General features: G+C 40.5%; 15 protein-coding genes and 1 pseudogene. 6 read left to right on the top strand and 10 right to left on the bottom strand.

The window, feature by feature from the left end; all coding sequences use genetic code 11:
* Positions 1–101: 101 nt before the first annotated feature.
* Positions 102–1,367 carry an imidazolonepropionase gene (gene hutI, locus AB5Z52_RS00265; protein WP_003125720.1) on the bottom strand — a complete coding sequence of 422 codons (1,266 nt, stop codon included), beginning with the start codon at positions 1,365–1,367 and terminating at the stop codon, positions 102–104.
* 217 nt (positions 1,368–1,584) lie between these two features.
* Between hutI and AB5Z52_RS00260 the strand changes: the two genes are divergently transcribed.
* Positions 1,585–3,609: a urocanate hydratase gene (locus AB5Z52_RS00260; RefSeq protein WP_003125719.1), complete on the top strand. Its 2,025-nt coding sequence runs from the start codon at positions 1,585–1,587 to the stop codon at positions 3,607–3,609.
* A 216-nt stretch (positions 3,610–3,825) separates the two neighbouring features.
* The gene (locus AB5Z52_RS00255) at positions 3,826–4,608 is read left to right on the top strand and encodes a formate/nitrite transporter family protein (protein WP_003125717.1); all 783 of its coding nucleotides are present in this window, start codon (positions 3,826–3,828) and stop codon (positions 4,606–4,608) included.
* A 105-nt stretch (positions 4,609–4,713) separates the two neighbouring features.
* Here AB5Z52_RS00255 and allD read toward each other — a convergent pair.
* The 6 genes and pseudogenes from allD to fdrA all read right to left on the bottom strand — a co-directional run bounded on the left by allD (position 4,714) and on the right by fdrA (position 13,067).
* Positions 4,714–5,767 (bottom strand): annotated as a pseudogene (gene allD / locus AB5Z52_RS00250) (ureidoglycolate dehydrogenase).
* A 66-nt stretch (positions 5,768–5,833) separates the two neighbouring features.
* A complete protein-coding gene (locus tag AB5Z52_RS00245) occupies positions 5,834–7,051 on the bottom strand; it encodes a dicarboxylate/amino acid:cation symporter (RefSeq protein ID WP_288551426.1) in 1,218 nt (405 codons plus the stop codon).
* A gap of 13 nt (positions 7,052–7,064) precedes the next feature.
* A complete protein-coding gene (gene arcC, locus AB5Z52_RS00240) occupies positions 7,065–7,997 on the bottom strand; it encodes a carbamate kinase (RefSeq protein WP_003125714.1) in 933 nt (310 codons plus the stop codon).
* Positions 7,994–9,244 (bottom strand): MFS transporter, encoded by a 1,251-nt coding sequence (locus AB5Z52_RS00235; RefSeq protein ID WP_003125713.1) that lies wholly within the window; start codon positions 9,242–9,244, stop codon positions 7,994–7,996. Before AB5Z52_RS00235 ends, arcC begins: the two co-directional genes overlap by 4 nt.
* A 15-nt stretch (positions 9,245–9,259) precedes the next feature.
* Positions 9,260–10,066 (bottom strand): DUF2877 domain-containing protein, encoded by an 807-nt coding sequence (locus AB5Z52_RS00230; protein ID WP_368243333.1) that lies wholly within the window; start codon positions 10,064–10,066, stop codon positions 9,260–9,262.
* Complete coding sequence (fdrA, locus tag AB5Z52_RS00225) at positions 10,059–13,067, bottom strand: DUF1116 domain-containing protein (protein ID WP_034706799.1); 3,009 nt, start codon at positions 13,065–13,067, stop codon at positions 10,059–10,061. The genes AB5Z52_RS00230 and fdrA overlap by 8 nt, the downstream gene beginning before the upstream one ends.
* Before the next feature lie 116 nt (positions 13,068–13,183).
* On the opposite strand from fdrA, the gene AB5Z52_RS00220 reads away from it, so the two are divergent.
* From AB5Z52_RS00220 to AB5Z52_RS00205, 4 genes are all read left to right on the top strand, one after another.
* Positions 13,184–14,758: a PucR family transcriptional regulator gene (locus tag AB5Z52_RS00220; protein ID WP_003125710.1), complete on the top strand. Its 1,575-nt coding sequence runs from the start codon at positions 13,184–13,186 to the stop codon at positions 14,756–14,758.
* Positions 14,759–15,571 carry an alpha/beta hydrolase gene (locus AB5Z52_RS00215; RefSeq protein WP_003125709.1) on the top strand — a complete coding sequence of 271 codons (813 nt, stop codon included), beginning with the start codon at positions 14,759–14,761 and terminating at the stop codon, positions 15,569–15,571. It abuts the gene before it with no gap.
* A 187-nt stretch (positions 15,572–15,758) separates the two neighbouring features.
* Positions 15,759–16,904 (top strand): cation:proton antiporter, encoded by a 1,146-nt coding sequence (locus AB5Z52_RS00210; RefSeq protein WP_005470619.1) that lies wholly within the window; start codon positions 15,759–15,761, stop codon positions 16,902–16,904.
* Positions 16,905–17,037: 133 nt separating this feature from the next.
* Positions 17,038–17,313, top strand: a complete 276-nt coding sequence (locus tag AB5Z52_RS00205; protein WP_005470617.1) for a hypothetical protein — start codon at positions 17,038–17,040, stop codon at positions 17,311–17,313.
* Positions 17,314–17,390: 77 nt separating this feature from the next.
* On the opposite strand, the gene AB5Z52_RS00200 is transcribed toward AB5Z52_RS00205, so the two are convergent.
* The 3 genes from AB5Z52_RS00200 to AB5Z52_RS00190 form a co-directional block, all read right to left on the bottom strand.
* On the bottom strand, positions 17,391–17,792 hold the full coding sequence (locus tag AB5Z52_RS00200; RefSeq protein ID WP_005470615.1) for a NusG domain II-containing protein: 402 nt from the start codon (positions 17,790–17,792) through the stop codon (positions 17,391–17,393).
* Between the two features lie 226 nt (positions 17,793–18,018).
* Positions 18,019–18,246: a hypothetical protein gene (locus AB5Z52_RS00195; protein ID WP_003125702.1), complete on the bottom strand. Its 228-nt coding sequence runs from the start codon at positions 18,244–18,246 to the stop codon at positions 18,019–18,021.
* Between the two features lie 199 nt (positions 18,247–18,445).
* Positions 18,446–18,844, bottom strand: coding sequence for a hypothetical protein (locus AB5Z52_RS00190; RefSeq protein ID WP_005470614.1), 399 nt, complete (start codon positions 18,842–18,844; stop codon positions 18,446–18,448).
* Between the last annotated feature and the right edge of the window lie 8 nt (positions 18,845–18,852).

The raw sequence follows: 18,852 nt of genomic DNA, 5'->3' as shown, positions 1-18,852 counted from the left end.
ACAACACTGTCCATTATAACCTTCTAAACCTTCTAAACCTTTTATAAGAAAAACTCTCTAACTCTATCACTAGAATTGGAGAGTTCTCTGCAAAAAGATTTCTAACTATGCTGACGTTGCGAGACGACAAGATCTCCAGCCTTATATACATGTGTAACCAAATTAGTCGCAAAAAAATACAATGGAAAATCGATATTCGGTGCATCAAAAATAGTAATATCTGCCGATTTTCCTTTGTCTAGGCTTCCTACGCTCTTTGATCGACAAATAGAATACGCAGCATTAATCGTAACCGCATTAAAGACTTGAATTGGAGTAAGCTTTTGCATAAAGCAACCTAACTGCATAATAAACTGTAAATTTGCTGTTGGACAACTTCCAGGGTTACTATCTGTCGTTAATGTAATTGCCATACCCTTGTCGATCATTTTTCTTGCTGGTGCATACGTGTCTTCCATTAAGCTAAAGGTGGTTCCAGGCAGCAAATTCCCGATAACTTTGGCTTCGCTCAACTTTCTGATTCCTTCGTCAGTTATCATCATTAAGTGTTCAGCACTAACTGCACCTAACTGTGCAGCAATATCTACTCCCCCAATCGATGCAATCTCGTCCGCGTGTATACGTAATTTAAATCCCATTTCTTTTGCGGCTTTTAACAATCGATAAGATTCTTCGGCAGAGAAAACCCCTTCTTCACAAAACACATCACAAAATTCTGCTAGTTTTTCTGCTTTTACTTTTGGGAGCATTTCATCAATGATTAAATCAATAAACTCATTAGAACGTCCCTGATACTCTGCTGGAATCGCATGAGCTCCCATAAAAGTAGAAACAATATCGATTGCATGTTCGTTATTCAATTTTTTTGCAACTTCCAATTGTTTTTTTTCTGTTTCCCAATTCAATCCATAGCCGCTTTTAGCCTCTACTGTTGTCACACCATGCATCAGCATTTTATCCAGCAGATCTGCAGATTTATTATACAGCGTGTCAAATGAAGCTTGTCTAGTCGCATTCATTGTACTTAAAATCCCACCACCATCAGCTAAAATCTCTAAGTAAGGCACACCATTTAATTTCTTGGCAAACTCATGCTCTCGGCTACCACCATATACGAGGTGTGTGTGACAATCAATTAATCCAGGTGTCGCTAGTTTCCCTGTGTAATCAATAATTTCCGTATGTTTATCAACCAAATCATTGTTTGGCTGTCCTTCCCCTACGTGCAAAATCTTTCCATCCTTGATAGCGATATAGCCTCCGTTGATGATTATCGCTTCACTCATCTGCTTTCCTCTCAATGGTGCACCCTGATCAATCGGACAAAAAATTTGACTAAAATTGTTTAAAATTTTTTCTGCTTTCATTATTCTTACTCCTCTACAAATTATTCATATTCTGAGTATAAAAAATCATAGTCTAACAGAAGTCAAACGATGCGTCTCAACCATTTATAAAATTGGAATAAAATTATTTGTGCGGATAGACGTTTCGTTGACACCGCTTATATATACTGAGAATCGTAAGCCGATTAAGAATATTTTATTCATTCACCATTATTATACACTTGAGGAGGAAATATTAATGATTCAATTACAAGACATCGAACAAGCGATGACAGTTAAGTTAGATGACTTTTTACCTGAAAAAACTATTTTTCAAGAAGGCATTCGCCGCGCACCTGATCGCGGATTCCGTTTAACAAAAGACCAGACAGAACTCGCATTAAAAAATGCATTGCGTTACATTCATCCAAAATATCATGAAATCGTGATTCCAGAATTTATAGAAGAGTTAAAGACACGTGGGCGTATTTACGGTTATCGGTGGTATCCTAAGGAAAGAATCTATGGCAAACCAATTGATGCATATAAAGGTAAATGTACTGCCGCAAAAGCAATGCAGGTAATGATTGATAATAACCTTGATTTTGCTGTGGCGCTTTATCCCTACGAACTTGTAACTTATGGAGAAACTGGTCAGGTTTGTTCCAACTGGATGCAGTATCACTTGATTAAAAAATATCTCGAAATCATGACAGAGGAACAAACATTGGTGATTGAATCAGGTCACCCTTTGGGCCTTTTCAAATCAAAAAAAGACGCTCCCCGTGTGATTATCACGAATGGATTATTAGTTGGGGAATACGATAATATTGATGACTGGGAAATTGCCGAAGAAATGGGAGTAACCAATTATGGACAAATGACCGCTGGCGGCTGGATGTACATTGGTCCTCAAGGAATCGTTCATGGCACGTTCAATACCCTTTTGAATGCTGGTCGTTTGAAACTTGGAATTAAAGATGATGGCGATTTAGCTGGAAAACTGTTTGTTTCCTCTGGACTTGGTGGGATGTCTGGCGCTCAGGGTAAGGCTGGAGAAATCGCCAATGCAGTGGCAATTATTGCTGAAGTGGATAAGTCACGAATCGATACAAGATTAGAACAAGGATGGATTTCTAATCTTGCGGAAACTCCAGAAGAAGCAATAAACATTGCTACAAGCTATCTAAATAAAAATGAAAAGACTTCAATTGCCTATCACGGCAATATTGTCGATTTATTGGAATACATTGACCAAAATGATGTACCAGTTGATTTACTATCTGATCAAACCTCTTGTCATAATGTGTACAATGGAGGATACTGCCCTGCTGGCATTACGTTTGAAGAAAGAACAAAACTATTAGCCACAAATAGTGAAAAATTCCATCAGCTAGTGGATGAAACATTGAAACGCCATTACCATGTAATCAAGTCGCTTGTTGCAAAAGGCACCTATTTCTTTGACTATGGTAACTCTTTCATGAAAGCAATCTATGATTCTGGCATTAAAGAAATCTCAAAAAATGGGATTGATGATAAGGATGGCTTCATTTGGCCATCTTATGTTGAAGATATCATGGGACCAATGCTTTTCGATTATGGCTACGGTCCATTTCGTTGGGTGTGCTTAAGCGGTAAACACGAAGACTTGGTCGCAACAGATCATGCTGCAATGGAAGTGATTGATCCGACTCGCCGTTATCAAGACCGAGACAATTACAACTGGATTCGTGATGCAGAAAAAAATCAATTAGTCGTTGGTACACAAGCTCGAATCTTATACCAAGACTGTATGGGGCGAGTGAATATTGCACTTAAATTTAATGAATTGGTTCGAGAAGGTAAAATTGGTCCTGTTATGCTAGGACGTGATCACCATGATGTTTCTGGAACAGATTCTCCATTCCGTGAAACATCAAATATTAAAGATGGAAGTAATGTTTGTGCCGATATGGCTACACAATGCTACGCCGGAAATGCAGCTAGGGGGATGTCTTTGATTGCACTGCATAACGGTGGTGGTGTCGGAATTGGCAAATCAATCAATGGCGGTTTTGGACTTGTACTAGATGGTTCAGAACAAGTGGACGAGATCATCAAGTCAGCGATTGCCTGGGATACGATGGGCGGAGTGGCACGTAGAAGCTGGGCTCGAAATGATCACGCAATTGAAACGTCCATTGAATATAACAAAATGAATCAAGGGACTGATCATATCACTATCCCTTATCTTGCAGAACAAAGCAGCATCGATGCCGCAATCAATGCGCTTTTTGATTAAATCAAACACGGATTATTTTTTCCCAGGAACTGTGATATAAGTACTTTTTAATAAACTAAACATCTGAACTGCATGATACCATTTACGGTGAAGTCGGTCTTCAGCACAATCATAAGAGAAAGACAATTCATCATTATAGAGAACGGATACCTTTTGGCTAGTTTATACTTCTGTCACACTTCCTTTTTTAAGTGATCTACTGAAAGGAAGCGAACCATGTACGCACCAGAAGAAATTGTTGAAATAGCAATCAAAAACGGGGCAAACAAAACAAAAAAAACACTAATAGCAAAATGTTTGTTAGGCTTTATTGGCGGTGCTATGATTTCTTTGGGATATTTAGCTTATATCCGAGTATCCGCCCCCATACCATCAAACTTTTCCGGATTAGGGACATTGTTAGGATCAGCAATTTTTCCTATTGGATTAATCGTCATTTTACTAGCTGGCGGGGAATTAATCACTGGAAACATGATGGCTGTAACAATTGCCTTTTACGATCACCGGATTTCTTATCAGAAGCTTGTAGGCAACTGGGTATTGATTACAATCACAAACATGATTGGAGCAATTTTTGTTGCCTATTTTTTTGGTTACTTTGTTGGACTGACGCATACTGATGTCTTTAGAGAACAGGTCATAAAAATAGCGCAGCACAAGCTAAACACTTCTTTTTCACAAGCCTTCATTTCCGGTATTGGCTGTAACTGGTTTGTTGGACTCGCATTATGGTTATGCTACGGTGCAAAAGATGCGGCAGGAAAGATTCTATCTATCTGGTTTCCAGTCATGATTTTCGTGGCAATTGGATTCCAGCATAGTGTCGCTAACTGCTTTGTTATTCCCGCAGCAATCTTTGAAGGAGAAGCTACTTGGAAAGCGTTTGTTTTAAATTTTATCCCTGTCTATCTAGGAAATATAGTAGGTGGTGCAGTTCTCGTATCTGGATTTTATTATCTTAGTTATTCAGCAAAAAATGCTACTACCAAAGATAACTAGCACAGAATAAAAGAAGATGAACATATGTATCCTCAATACGTATGTTTATCTTCTTTTTAAGACGTATACCTATTCGTTATTTTCCACTATAAAATAGTTCAGCACCTACTTCGCAAATGCATCTTGCCCTCCATACTTATTCTGGTGGATGATCTCACTGATCAAGTACTCGTAGATGGAACGCGGAATCTGTACACCATCTTGCTTTGCTTTCTCAAACTGTAGTTGACTGATCTCGCCTGGATAATAGACCGTTGATTGTCCTTCTACAGGCGGAATTTCATGTAATTCATTTACCATTTGATCCATCTGTTCTTTAAATGCCGAAAGATCCGTAAAGCGTTTGGGATCAATGACTAGAAACATTTGTCCTAGGCGTCTTTTTTCAGTGAGATCGGCATACATAGAAGATACATGTTTCCCGAAAGGCAGTCCTAACAGTGAACCGGCTAAAATATCCACCATCATCATCAAGCCATAGCCCTTGGCGCCAGCGATCGGTAATAATCCTTTAACGTCCGTAGGATCTGTGGTTGGTTGTCCTGTATCGTCCACTGCCCAATTTTCTGGGATCGGCTGATTTTTGGCTCGGGCATCGAGTATTTTGCCCCACGCTTGAACGGTGGTAGCCATATCAAAAACAATGGGTTCATGTCCCGCTCGTGGCGCAGCAAATGCAATTGGGTTCGTGCCAAAGTAATTGCGGGTACCGCCAAAGGGAACTGCCATTGGATCTGATTGACACATCGCTAATGCGATCAACTCTTCTTCTGCCGCTTTTTTGACATAATAAGCCATGGTACCACTATGACTGGTTTGTTCGACACCGACATAGGCAATTCCAGCTTCTTTGGCAAGATGGATCGCAATCTTCATCGCTTCATTACAGACGTATTGTCCCATGCCATTGTCGCCATGAAAAATCCCTGTAGCAGGGCCGGTTTTCTCAAAAGATAATTTAGGCGCCAATGTGATTCCGCCTTTAGCGATCCGTTCGGCATAATAGTCCATGCGTACAGCACCGTGGGAATGGACACCTGTTGCATCTGCAATAGCTAAATGTTTCGCTGGCAGCTTCTTGCGGCAACCCAGCAGCAATCAGTTTTTTCTTCATCAATTCTTCCAATTGAGTAATAGAAAGAGTGACTAGTTCTTCCATCGTGAATCCTCCTTTAACAATAAAGGAGAAGTACCTGATAGTGACAACAGCGACTTCTCCTTTCTCTTATTGATTAAATATCTGATAGTCCAATTCATCCGCAGATTTCGCAATGATCATCGCAGAATAAACATCTGAATTGACATTCAAAATCGTTCGCAGCATACCGACAAACCATTCTACACCAGCAAAAATCGCGATACTCTCGATTGGGAGTCCTAATTGAGGGACGACAATCGCCAGTGAAACGAGGCCAGCTCCCGGAACAACTGCATTCGCCAAGGACACGAATGTTGCAGTGACAGCCACTGTAATCATTTGGATCAAATCAAAAGGCATTTGATACATCTGGGCAATCGTCATCACTGTGATCGCCATATGCATCGCAGAACCATTACTATTTAAAGACATTCCTAGTGGTAAGACTAGATTTGTGATACGGCTGCTTAATCCCAGCTTATGTTGGGCTTCTTCCATAGCGACCGGTAATGTGATGGCGGACGAGGTAGTCGCTAATGCCATAATGGTCATATTTTTCATATTTTGGATCAAGCGCCATGGATTCACGCGGCAATAGATCATCAAAGCAACAATCCATAAGGCAAGAAACGTCAGTGTGGCTAACCCATAGATTAGAAGATACTTTCCTAGAGGTAAAATGATCTGTAACCCCAAAGAACTGATCGTTGAAGCAATCAGCGCAAAGATCCCGATGGGCGCTAAAATCATGACATAGCGGATGATCGTCAGCACGACTTCATTCAAGTCAACAATGATTGTTAATAATTGCGACTGCGGATTCTTTTGCAAAAAACGATTTAAAGCAATCCCAAAAAACAGGGCAAAAACGATGATCTGAATAACCGATCCTTTTGACAAGGCATCGAAAATATTGGTAGGAATAAAATTGATCAGCGTCTCCGATGGTGAGATTTCTTGCGCTTGGACAGTGTCAGCAGCCGTTTGTGAAAAATCGATCCCTTTACCAGGGGTAAAGAAAACTGCCATTGCGACACCCCAAGCCGCAGCAAGTAAGGAGGAAATCCCGAAGACCGCGATTGTTTTCCCACCTAACCGTGTCAATTCTTTGGGGGCAATGCCCCCAACAGCCTGAATGATTTGCCCTAAGATCAATACCGGTATTGCCATTTGCATGAGCCGTAGAAAAATATCGCCAACGATTTTTAAGTGAACGCCCGCTTGTGAAAACAGCAATCCAAAAACGATCCCCAACAAAACAGCAATAACGATTTGTGTGACCATTGGTATTTTTTTTATTTTCACCTTGATCCCCTCTTTATTTGCGGAGTATAGTCCCTACCTGTTGATCAAGTACAGCTAAATTTTCAATTGAAGTAATGATCGCTGTCCTTGACGCATCCTCGTTTACAAAGCCGATGGCTGCCTGGATCTTCGGTAACATACTGCCAGCAGCAAAGTGTCCTTCTTCAATATACTGTTCTGCTTGCTCGACAGTGATTTCTTTGAGAGCTTGTTGGTCTGGTTGATTGTAGTTAATGTAGATATTATCAACACCCGTTAAAATAATCAGACGATCTGCTTGGACATTGTCTGCCAAAACCTTGGCTGCAAAATCTTTGTCATTGACTGCTTCCACGCCAACATAGTGCTGATTTTCTTGATAAACAGGTACCCCACCACCTCCAGCACAAATCGTGATTACCCCGGCATCGACTAGGGTCTTGATCACGTCTTTTTCGACGATTTCTTGTGGCATCGGAGAAGGAACCACTTTTCGGTAGCCCCGTCCGGCATCTTCTTGATAGACACCCCCGGTTTTAGCCATCGCTGCTTCCGCTTCTTCTTTATCATAAAAAGGACCAATCGGTTTCGATGGTTTCTGGAAAGAAGGATCGTTTTTATCCACTCTGACTTGTGTGATTAAAGAAATCACGGATTGCGGCACATCCCGTTGGGCAAATTCATTGGTTAGTGCATGTTGCAACCAATAGCCGATACTTCCTTGTGTCATCGCAACACAGGTATCCAATTTCAGCTGTGGATTTTTTTCGCTTTCAGCAGCTTTTTGCTGAAGCAGCAAATTACCGACTTGTGGGCCATTTCCATGACACAAAATCACTTGTTCGCCTTTTTCAACAAAATCAGCAATATATTTGGCTGCTTGAGCAACTACCGCTTTTTGTCCACTATCACTAGGGTCTTTATCCAAAATGGCATTTCCGCCTAGTGCGATCACATTTAAACTCATTTTACTGTCTCCTTCTCATTTTCCTTCGCTAATACGGCAAATATTCCTAATCCGATCAGCAGCAACACACACGATAAGTAAAAACCGACTTGCATTGATCCTAATGAATCTGCTAAAAATCCTGTGACATATGGCGCGAGGATCGAACCAGACATTCCGATGAAGTTGTAGGCACTAAGCGTCGTGCCTAACGCTCCGGCTGGTGCATTTTTCGTTACAAATGTCACCACGATTGGATCAAGAGCAAGCTTGCCCGTCAATCCATACAAAATCAACACGGCGATCAATATCGTGCGGTCTGTAACAAAGGCAATCGCAAAAACTGAAAGTGTCGCAAGGGGTACCAAGAAATACACCAGTTTTTTCGTTGCTCCTGTTTTGTCGTTCAACCGAGCAAAAATCAAGGCACCAGGAATCGAAGCCCATGGGACGAGAGAAGCAATAAATCCAACACTTGCTCCTTCAAATCCACGTTCTGCGATCAAAAATTGTGGTAACCATGTAATGATAACAAAATTTGCATAAATGCTAGTAAAACATAAGATAAAGGCAGCCACTAAATTACGATTAGAAAAAATTTGTTTAAGAGAGATTTTTTCTTTTGGTCCTTCTTCTTTAACCACTTTTTCTTCATCTTCAGGACGGATGACTTTCTCTTTCAATACCGTGTAAAACAAGATACCGAGAATCAATGTTGGGATCGCCATGATAAAGAATGGTTTGCTCCAATGATCGCCATTATCCAAAACAAGTTTACTTGACAATAGATACCCGCCAGAAGTCCCAAAAGCCATTCCGCTGTTGATAATCGCATTCCCAACGGTTCGTTTGTTATCTGGAATCGCTTCTGTTGATAACGCGTATTGAGGCCCATAATACGCACCTTGACCGATACCGGCAACTGCGCGAATGACTAAGAACAAGACAAAACTCGTAGCTAATCCACTGAAATACGTGGTCACGGCCAGCAGTACAAAACCAATGGCAATGACTAGCTTTCGACCGATTTTGTCCCCAACGATCCCAAAAGGAATTTGGGCGATGGCATAGGTCAAGAAGAAGATACTATTTGCTAGACCTAGTTGCGTATTGCTTAAATTGAATTGTTCTCCGATCACACCCATGATTGGATTAAAGATCGTCCTTGTGGCATACATTAAGATCCAACCCACAAAGAAAATGGCAACAACTTTTTTCCAATAATTGTTACTTACTTTTTCAGCTGGTCGCTGGTTGATAGATTCCATGATTTCTCCTCTTTTCTATTCTAAAGTGATTGATTCCAATGCTAGCAGCATGCCAAAACACAAATCAATGCCCGATGAATGGCCGATTTTCATGACATCCTTTACATCTTTTTCGATCAGCTGCTGATCTTGGCTTTTCAAATCAGTCAATAATCGATAGATCAATGAATTGACATAACCTTTGATAGAGGCGGAAATATAGGCTTTACTGACATCAGTAGTAGACAAAGGAACCGCTAGAGCAGTTGCTAACTTCTCCGCTGGTTGGTCAAAGGCATAAAACATTGCTTGGTAAGCAACCAATAGATCATCTCCGCTAGGTGTCAATCCCTTCCCTCGGCCAATTAGATAAGCAGTCACTTGCTGCCAATCTGGCTCGGGATGCCGCAACACTTCAAAAATTTCTAAGGCTCGTTTTTCTAAAGGAAGTCCAATTTTTTCTACTAAATTTTGCTGGGTCAGTATTTCTTTTAAGCTGTTTCGCTCCGCTGCAGTGAAGGTAAGGTCCTTCACTTGCAGCGAAACAAAAGCAACATCTGTCAAAGGCAAAACAATCGTTCCTTTGGTACTATAAAATGTCAAACTATGACTACGTATCTTGACTAAATTTCCCGGCTCCACATAAGGCATGATTGCCCGAAACTGTTCTTCAGGTAAATACATCCCAAATCCTGCCAGATAGCTGCGGTAATTATTGATGTTGATCAACTGTTCATTGACTTGAATATTAAATGAACGATCAAATACACTATGGATTTTCCCCATTTCTCCAAATTGCTGGATCGGAGACAGGTAATCACTCGCAATGATTTTTTCAGTCAACGTCGATCCCTAGTTTCTTCGCATAAGCTGTTAGAGCATTTTCAAAACAGCCTAGAGGTGCTCTAACCGTTCCCGCACCAACTTGTCCTACTCCAGCTTCTTTGTGGGCGATTCCAGTATTGATCACTGGTGTGATCCCTGTTTCGACTACTTTTCGAATGTCAATTCCTAAACATGTTCCTTGGAAGTCCCATGTTGGGATCGAAAATGTCGAATTGTGTCCCAGACAAATTTTTGCCATTTCATTCGATGTTTCCAAGGCATCTTCAAAACCGCCGGCACCGACAAAACGCGTCACGCCTGGTGCAGCAACCATGGCCATTGCCCCAACACCGACGGTTTCCGTAATGGCGCTGTCTCCGATATCAGGATTACCGTCTGCTTCAGTAAAGCCGGTAAAGTACAGACCTTTTGGCGTATTGACCGGGGCAATGTGCCATTCGTCCTCTGTTTCTGCGATACGAATCCCAAAATTGACACCGTTACGGGTCATCGTTGTCACCACTGTCCCTTTTGTTTCTGAACGAGCACCGTCAACGATGGCCTTACCGGTAGCCATCATGATATTCAAGAAGAATTGATCAGTATCTGCTAAGAACTTGATAACTTCGTACTTTTGATCTTCCGGAATATCTGTTTGAATGATTAGTGGCGAAATTTCTTTCAAGAAGTTCAATGAGGCCGCAATGTTTCGTTGGTGGAATTCATCCCCCATCGTGATCGAACGCGCGATCAAGACATTCAAATTGATGCCTTCTTCTGTCAACTGCAATGCTTTAGCGATCGTCGGTCCTAAAACATCTTTGATCCAATCCAAGCGATCAATGACTTCTTGGGAATAAGCACCAAAACGTAACACTTTACCGATACCCTCGTTCAAAATACAGTAAGCACGATTTCCTGTCAGACGATTTTCAACCACAAAGACAGGCATGTTTGCAGAAGTGATCCCTCCCATCGGGCCAACAGCTTGTACATGATGACAAGGCATGAAACGAACTTCTCCGCTTTCCAACAATCGGCGTGCTTCTTCTTCATTCGTTGCCCACCGTTCAAATAACGCCGCGCCAATACAAGAACCTTGCATCGGTCCAGTCATTTCTGACCACTCAATTGGAGGTCCAGCATGTAATAACGTTTTTTGCTGCTCATTTAGTTCAGCAATGACTGTTTTAGCAGGTACCACATCGATCAAGAAAGGTTGCGCATTCTTGATTTTGTCTGTCACTTCTTGGTTGTCCGCTGTAATTTGATCCTCAAAATCTTCCAGTGCATCCAGAATGCGAATCATTTTTTTATTGCCGCTCGCTCTAGGACGCCAGTTAAATTGCTCCGTTTGTCCACCATATTGCAAGATTGATTCATTAAAACTTTGTAAGCCGACATTGATGATTCGCGGTTTTGTTGTCAATAATTCCATCACTTGCTCACTAACCGTTGGTACATCAATCGTTGTCCCCGTGTAGTCTTCCACCGCTTTATCTGCTTCTGACATTTCGACACCTTTTAACAAGAGTGCTAATTGAACAGCTTTCGCGTTGCTTTCTGCTACATAAACCCCCGCTGCTTTCAAGCGATCGACTGCATCTTGATAATTTTGCGGATCTTTCGTGGTTCCGCAGACTGTAGCCACGAAGTAAAGATCACCTCCAGCTGTTTTAGCTTTTGTTTGTGCTGCTTCGATGGCAGGTAGCAATGCTCCGACCATATCTTCATGTGCACCGTAACCTAAAACCACATCGAACAAAATAATTCCTGTTTGTTCATCCTCTGCATACTCTTCGATTTTTTGAATCCGTACCTCTGGATCGATCATTGGATGAGGTTTTCCTTGCGTATAAATATCATCGCCTAAATCGATCACATCGTAGCCGTGAGAATGCAAAATATATCCTTCTTGCTTGACTAAACCTTCTAAGTTCAACGCTTCCGAAATCAACATGCCCGCTTCAGCAGCTAGTGTGCCGCCAGAATAAAGGCCTTTAACAACTTTGTCTTTGTCTAAAGTGGATACGTTTGGTTTGTCCAATTTTGTAAAATAATTCCGTTTGACAGCTTCTTCATTTGCTAAATCAACAGCGATTTGTGCAGTTTCTTCCAATGTGTGTGCCAAGTAAACTTTTCCTTCATGGGCTTCAGGTTTTTCTCCTAAGAAAATAGCAACGACTGGCTTGCTGATGCTTTGCAGCAATTGAACGACTTCATCCCGCACTTCTTTTGCAGGTGGCTTCGAGATGACACAAATCACATCGGTTGGTTCATGATTTTCCAGAGCGACGATCGCATCTTTCACAGTGATGGCTCCCACCTTATCACTGAGATCACGTCCACCAGTTCCGATTGCATGTACTACCCCGCCACCTAGACGATCGATGATCGTTGTGACTTCTTGGATCCCTGTCCCTGATGCACCAACTACACCAATATTTCCAGGTGAAACCACATTGGTGAAGGCAATCGGGATACTAGAGATGATCCCTGTTCCGCAATCTGGTCCCATCATTAATAGTCCTTTTTCATGTGCTAATTTCTTTAAGCGAACTTCATCTTCAATAGCTACATTGTCCGTAAAAGAAAAAACATGCAGACCATTCTTCAAAGCCTTTTCCATCTCGGCTGCGCCATATTCTCCCGGAATACTGAACAACGCCACATTGGCATCCGGCAAAGCAGTCAGTGCTTCTTGCCAAGAAGCTGCAGCAGGTTTCTCTTTGTCGTCACCTTTAGCGGAAAGATCAGCTAGAAAGGTATCGATCGCCGGTAAAACTTCCTCCATGATTTGCTCGTCTTCACTGTCGACAACGATCATCATGTCATTCGGGGAAGCAGCTTCTGCTTCAGGCGTCAGCAAGCCAGTGTTATTTAAAATATCTTTGTTTGCATCTGTCCCCATCATGATCTGACTCATTGTCACGCCATCAAGATCATTGATCGTATTCGTCAACAACATGAGATTGATCGAATCTTGATAGTTGTTCTTTAAGATCACTGTGTTTAACATTTGTTCTCCTCCTTTTCTTATATTTTTATTCTAACGCGACTTGTTTGCGTTTTCATTGGATAAAAGTCTAAAAAAATGCTATACTTTTTATCCGAAAGGGGAAAAAGGAGAATCTTATGCAATTAAAAGAATTGATTGAGCTGCCGCTTTTCAAAAATAGCAAGACACTGACTGGCACGATTGGTTTAACAAATCCAGTGGCCTCTGTCATGGTGCTTGAAGCCATCGATATTGAAAAATGGAGTAAGAAAGATCAGTTGATCTTGACTTCATTCTATGCCTTCACGGATCTTTCTATGGATCAGTTGCGTGTTTTTTTTGAAAAGATGCAGCAGATTGGGGTCAGTGGGTTAGTCGTCAAAGTCGATCGCCTGATTCCAATGATTCCTGAATGGATCATTGGTCTTAGTTTTGATTATCAGATCCCATTGATCAAAGTACAGCAAGATGTTAGTTACGAAGCAATCATGTTGGCGGTTTATGAACCGCTTTTGAATCACCAAACACATCTCTTGCGAACCTACTATGAGGTCCGTCAGCGTTTCATGAAGGTTGAACGCAACCATTCGTCCTTTGAGCAGATCATGCAAGAGTTTTATCAGTTGATCGAAAAACCTTGTTCATTACGGATCCCCCATTTGGATGTTCAAGTTGCGATCGGTCAATCCTTTAAGAATTATGTAGTCACAAAGAGTGAACCAATGAAAACCATCGAATTCACAAAAAATCATTATGAATATCTAGAGCTTTTTTCTCATGAGAACAATCAGTATGTCACTGCAATCAAAGTGGATATCATCAACCCATTCAATGACTTATGTACATTGATCGTTTATCAAAAAGATTCTCAGATCCCCGAAGCAAAGGTCATGATTATCGAGAATGTCGTAGACGTTATTTACGAACGGCTGCAAATGGAATATCTTCTAAAAAAAGAGCGCTATAATCGGATGAACAATCTGGCCGAAGCCATTTTGCAAAGTACACCGAATAATTCCGAAGAATTAGCTGCATTGCTGCAAGAGGCACAATTAGATCGTTATGATTACTACCAAGGAATTGCTTTTGCCTCCAATACCTTTAAAGATAAGCAAAGAAAAATAGCTGTCCTGCACAAATTACGGGCATTGAAAACTGCCCATGTGTTTTTTGAGCATCATAATTATTTAGTCGTCCTGTATAATTTTCAGCAGCTAGCCCAAGAAATCAGTAAAAAGAACTTGGAAAAACAATTTGAAGTCTCTCTCTTATCAGAAGAATCTGCTTGCTTAGCAGTCAGCGAAGTCTTCACTAAAGAACATATCAAGGAAATCTTGCCCCAATGTCTCGATGCCATTCGCTTCAACCGCCAGTTCTATCTAGGACCGATCTTAACTTACAGTGATTTAGGAATCTTTAGCTCCTTTATCAAAGAAAATCAGCTGGAACGACTGCAGCAAAGCATTCCCCCAAAGTTGTACCAAATGTCAGAAGAAGACGAGGAATTATTCACTACTTTCTATACTTTTTTTATCAGCAACCGCAATTACAAGAAAACTGCCGAGGCTCTTTTTCTGCATTCGAAAACGATTCGCTATCGTCTCAACAAAATCGAGCAGTTGCTGGAGATTGATTTGACAAATCCTATCCAATTGGTCAATTATGAAATCGGTACGTATTTATTAGAATTGAAGAAAAGGAGTCGTTTATAAATGAAAACAGACTTTTTATTATCTACCGGTGCCTCAGTTAGTCTTTATCCTGCTGATTCCATTGAGCAAGAGAGCTATCTGATTTACTTGCATGGCGGTGGATTCGTTTACGGCAGTCGGCAGGATATTCCCAAACCATTGATCGAATTGTTTCATGAACACAACTATACGATCCTATCTATGGACTATTTGTTGGCACCAAACAGTTCACTTTCTGAAATTATTGCCGCTACCTGGGAGAATTTCTTGGAATTAAAAGCGAAAGTAATCAAGGAGCACCCTTATCGAATCTGCGGTCGTTCAGCGGGAGGGTATTTGATGATGGCATTGACGAAAAAAATTTTTGCTGAAAAACTGCCAATGCCCGAAAGCCTAATTAACTTTTATGGCTATACAGACTTAGCTTTCATTGAAACTTCTCGTCAGACGACTCAACCACCATTGTCTGAGTCCCTTCTGCCAAAAATCGAGTTAACAGAGAAAGTATGGGATGATCCCCAGTTTCAGCGTTATCTCTTTTATATTTATGCACTTCAGCAACAAAAATTGACTGAGGTATATGGCATTTCCTCCAATCAGTTGACGGATTATGCGCTCCCAGCGGAAGAGCTACAACTCTTTCCTCCTGTTTTTAGTACAGCCAGCAGTACCGATGAAGAAGTCCCATTTCGCTATAGTAAGGCATTAAAGAAAATTCCAGATAGTAAATTTATAGCTGTTTATGACCTGCCGCATGACTTCCTGAAAGAAACAGATGATGACCAAGTCCAAATGGTTTTTTCCCGTTTAAATACCTGGTTAAATGACCACTGACAAAAAAACTAAAACAAAATCATTTTTGACAGGCAGCAGAGTGTTATAAAAAGAACCCTCTGCTGCCTTTGATCAATTTTTCTTCTCTTTCAACTTGAAAATCAGCAAATAATGCTTACTTACACCAAGATTGCTGGTTACATGCTATACTAAAAATGATTATTTGAAAGAAAGAAGGATGAATTTAATGGAATTTGTGGGTATCTTATGCCTAATCCTCCTCACAACAACTCTTTTCTCTCATATAGCAAGACGGATTGGCGTCCCTGCTGTAATTGGGCAATTGTTGGCTGGTGTTTTATTAGGAGGTGCAGGACTTAATTGGGTACATCCAGACATTTTAGTACACGATTTTTCTGAGATCGGTGTTATTTTGCTAATGTTTTTAGCTGGTTTAGAAAGTGATATTTCTTTACTGAAACGCTATTTTCGCCCTGGAATGTTTGTAGCGATCTTGGGGATCCTCTTCCCGATGTTATTCGGCTATCTCACAGGTATCGGATTTCAAAGCAGCGGAACGGAAGCCTTCTTTTTTGGTATTGTTCTAGCAGCAACTTCTGTCAGTATCTCTGTCGAGGTACTCAAAGAACTAAATGTTGTTAATACCAAAGAGGGTTCGACGATTCTAGGCGCCTCAGTTGTCGACGATATTTTGGTCGTTTTGGTATTGAGCCTCAGCCTTTCCTTTTTGGGAGGTTCTGGTACGCAAAGCACCCCTTTGCCTGTCACACTATTTGTAGAACTTATTTATTTTGTTTTGATCTTCTTACTTGTTAAATGGATTGCGCCGTTCTTACTTTCTTTAGCAGAAAAGCTCTTTGCCAATGCCTCAGTCATCATCATGTCTCTGATCATCTGTTTAGGTATGGCTTATCTTGCTGACTTAGTCGGTTTGAGCTCTGTGATTGGTGCTTTCTTTGCCGGGATCGCTGTTAGCCAAACAAAAGTCAAAGAAGAAGTGGAACACAGTGTAGAAGCATTGGGATATGCCGTGTTTATTCCAGTATTCTTTGTTAGTGTCGGCTTAGAAGTAGACTTTTCTTTGTTGAATGAGCAATTACTCTTTATCTTAGCCTTTACGGTAGTAGCTATTTTGACTAAACTTGTCGGAGGTTTTGCTGGCGGAAAAATCGCTCAGTTCTCCAACAATAGTGCTTGGATGGTTGGTGCAGGGATGATATCTCGCGGCGAAATGGCTCTGATCATTTTACAAATCGGACAACAAAATAACTTGATCACACCTGCTCTTTATTCACCCTTAGTAATTGTGGTTTTATTGAGCACACTGATCTCCCCACTGATTTTGAAATATTTTACAAAAAAAATCTATTGATGCATCGTAAAAGGCAAAACACCTTCTCAATTCAGTTGAGAAGGTGTTTTATTGTATTTAAAGCAAAAAAACATTACAATAAAGCTATATAGGATCAAAAGGCCGACAACACACCGTGAAAGGGCGTATTCTCATGAAAATCATCAAGAACTCCATTGAAAATCACCAAAAGAAAAAAGAGCAAAAAAAACTGATTTTAAGAAAAAAGAACTTTGAATTACGTGAAAGAGGAAAAGATCCTCATAAAGGGTGGCACCCCATGGTCGATACCGGATCCGGCGGTGCAAATGGTGCACTCGTTAAAATCAATAGAGGCACCATCGATATTACCGGAAACAATGACGAAACATTCAACTATTTTTTAGAAGAACAAAGACGAGTTGTTGATCATTCAAAAAGGCAGAACTAACTCTTGTTTAGAATGACTGGCAAGAGCACTTTTCAACTGCTTCTACGATAAATACTATTCAATCCAGACGGTCTCAATCAGTAAATATAATAGTCATCGCTTCCTGCTTGATAGATCTCGATCACTAATTTATGAGGCAAACAGATACTGGTTTGTCCATTTTGAGAGATCCAGCCCGTTTTAACAGCAATCTGATCTGGACTATTGTCTTCTTTCACGCGAATGTTCCCGTTATTTATTTCGATAATATTATATTGTTTTCTAGACGGAACATACGTTTTTGTCAATGATTCTATTTTTTCGAGGTTGAATCGATCAACCTCCTGCCCGTTGATTCGAACAATGGCGTAACGATCACCTGTATGTTCCGTAGCTTGGGCAGAGAAAAAGACTGGCAGAAAAGATCCTACAATCAATGCAGCAAAGAGGAGGTAATCAAAGGGTTTTAATAAACGAATAAAAGAATCTAGCAGCCTCATTCGTATCACCTCTTTCTTTTTTTACTGTTTTTTCTTTAAAACAGCTAGTCGTCTAGTTATGTCCTTTGCTGATTTCAATAATTGAATAAAAAGGCATTGGCAAAAATCACCTGATTTTGCCAATGCCTTTTTATTGAATACAATTAAAATCATAAATGATTGGTTGTGCTCATTATGCGTTTCAATGGATGCTTCCTGTTTTTGCATCATTGTCAGCTGTGGCTACTTAAATCGTTTCTTTTTTAATGGTTTCAATCATTTGATCGATTGCTTGTTTGATTTCATCTTCTGTATCGGGTAATTTGCTTGGTACCCCATCATGCTTACCACTGTCGACTTCTCCGGAAAAACTTACTTCATCCCCTGAAACATTGATTTGGTCTTGATACCCTTTTACAGCGATATAGGCTTTGGCAAGCACCTCAGTTTCTTTCACATCTTCAATTTTTTTCATTGTACTTCCCCTCCTGAATCTTATTGTAGCAACTTCTATTTAAAAACCAAATTGATTTGCTTTGTTTTTCCCAGTTTTAATATCTCCAAAAGAAAAACGAAAGTAGGAAGGGCTATTTTTCGGATGGAAAACAACACCGTTTTTTTGTTAAAGTATTTGCATATCTTCTATTGAAAAAAGCTTTTTTCAATTGATCTTTCTATTCGATAGTTGGTTCTGATAATCTACGGTCTTCAAAATAAGCCGATAAATCAATCAATTCATCCTCTGTAAACTGATTCATTTCTACTTCACCTAAAATCCTTTCTTGCAGTGTTCGATCCATTTCCCAGAAATGGTCGATCTTTTTGAAATGGTCAGCCGAAAACCTGGCAAATACTGGATAAAGAATCAAGAAGTCAGTGTATGTCAGGTCCATGGACTCTGTATAATCCTTTACGTAACCTGAATCTAATGCTTCTTTGGTTGGTTCACCCTTTGGCCCAATCAATCCTTTGTGATATAACAGCTGAAAAATTTCTGCTTTAGTGACTGTCGGATCAACTTTCTTTTTGTAGCAATAAGCCTCTTCAACCAATGATGGATATTGGATCATCATTATTCTCT

Source organism: Enterococcus sp. RTP21361st1_A6_RTP21361_211029 (assembly GCF_040910045.1).
In the GTDB taxonomy this organism is placed as follows: Bacteria; Bacillota; Bacilli; order Lactobacillales; family Enterococcaceae; genus Enterococcus_D; species Enterococcus_D gallinarum.
Note: the sequence above shows the minus strand (reverse complement) of the source record. Positions and strands in the feature narration are given on the sequence as shown.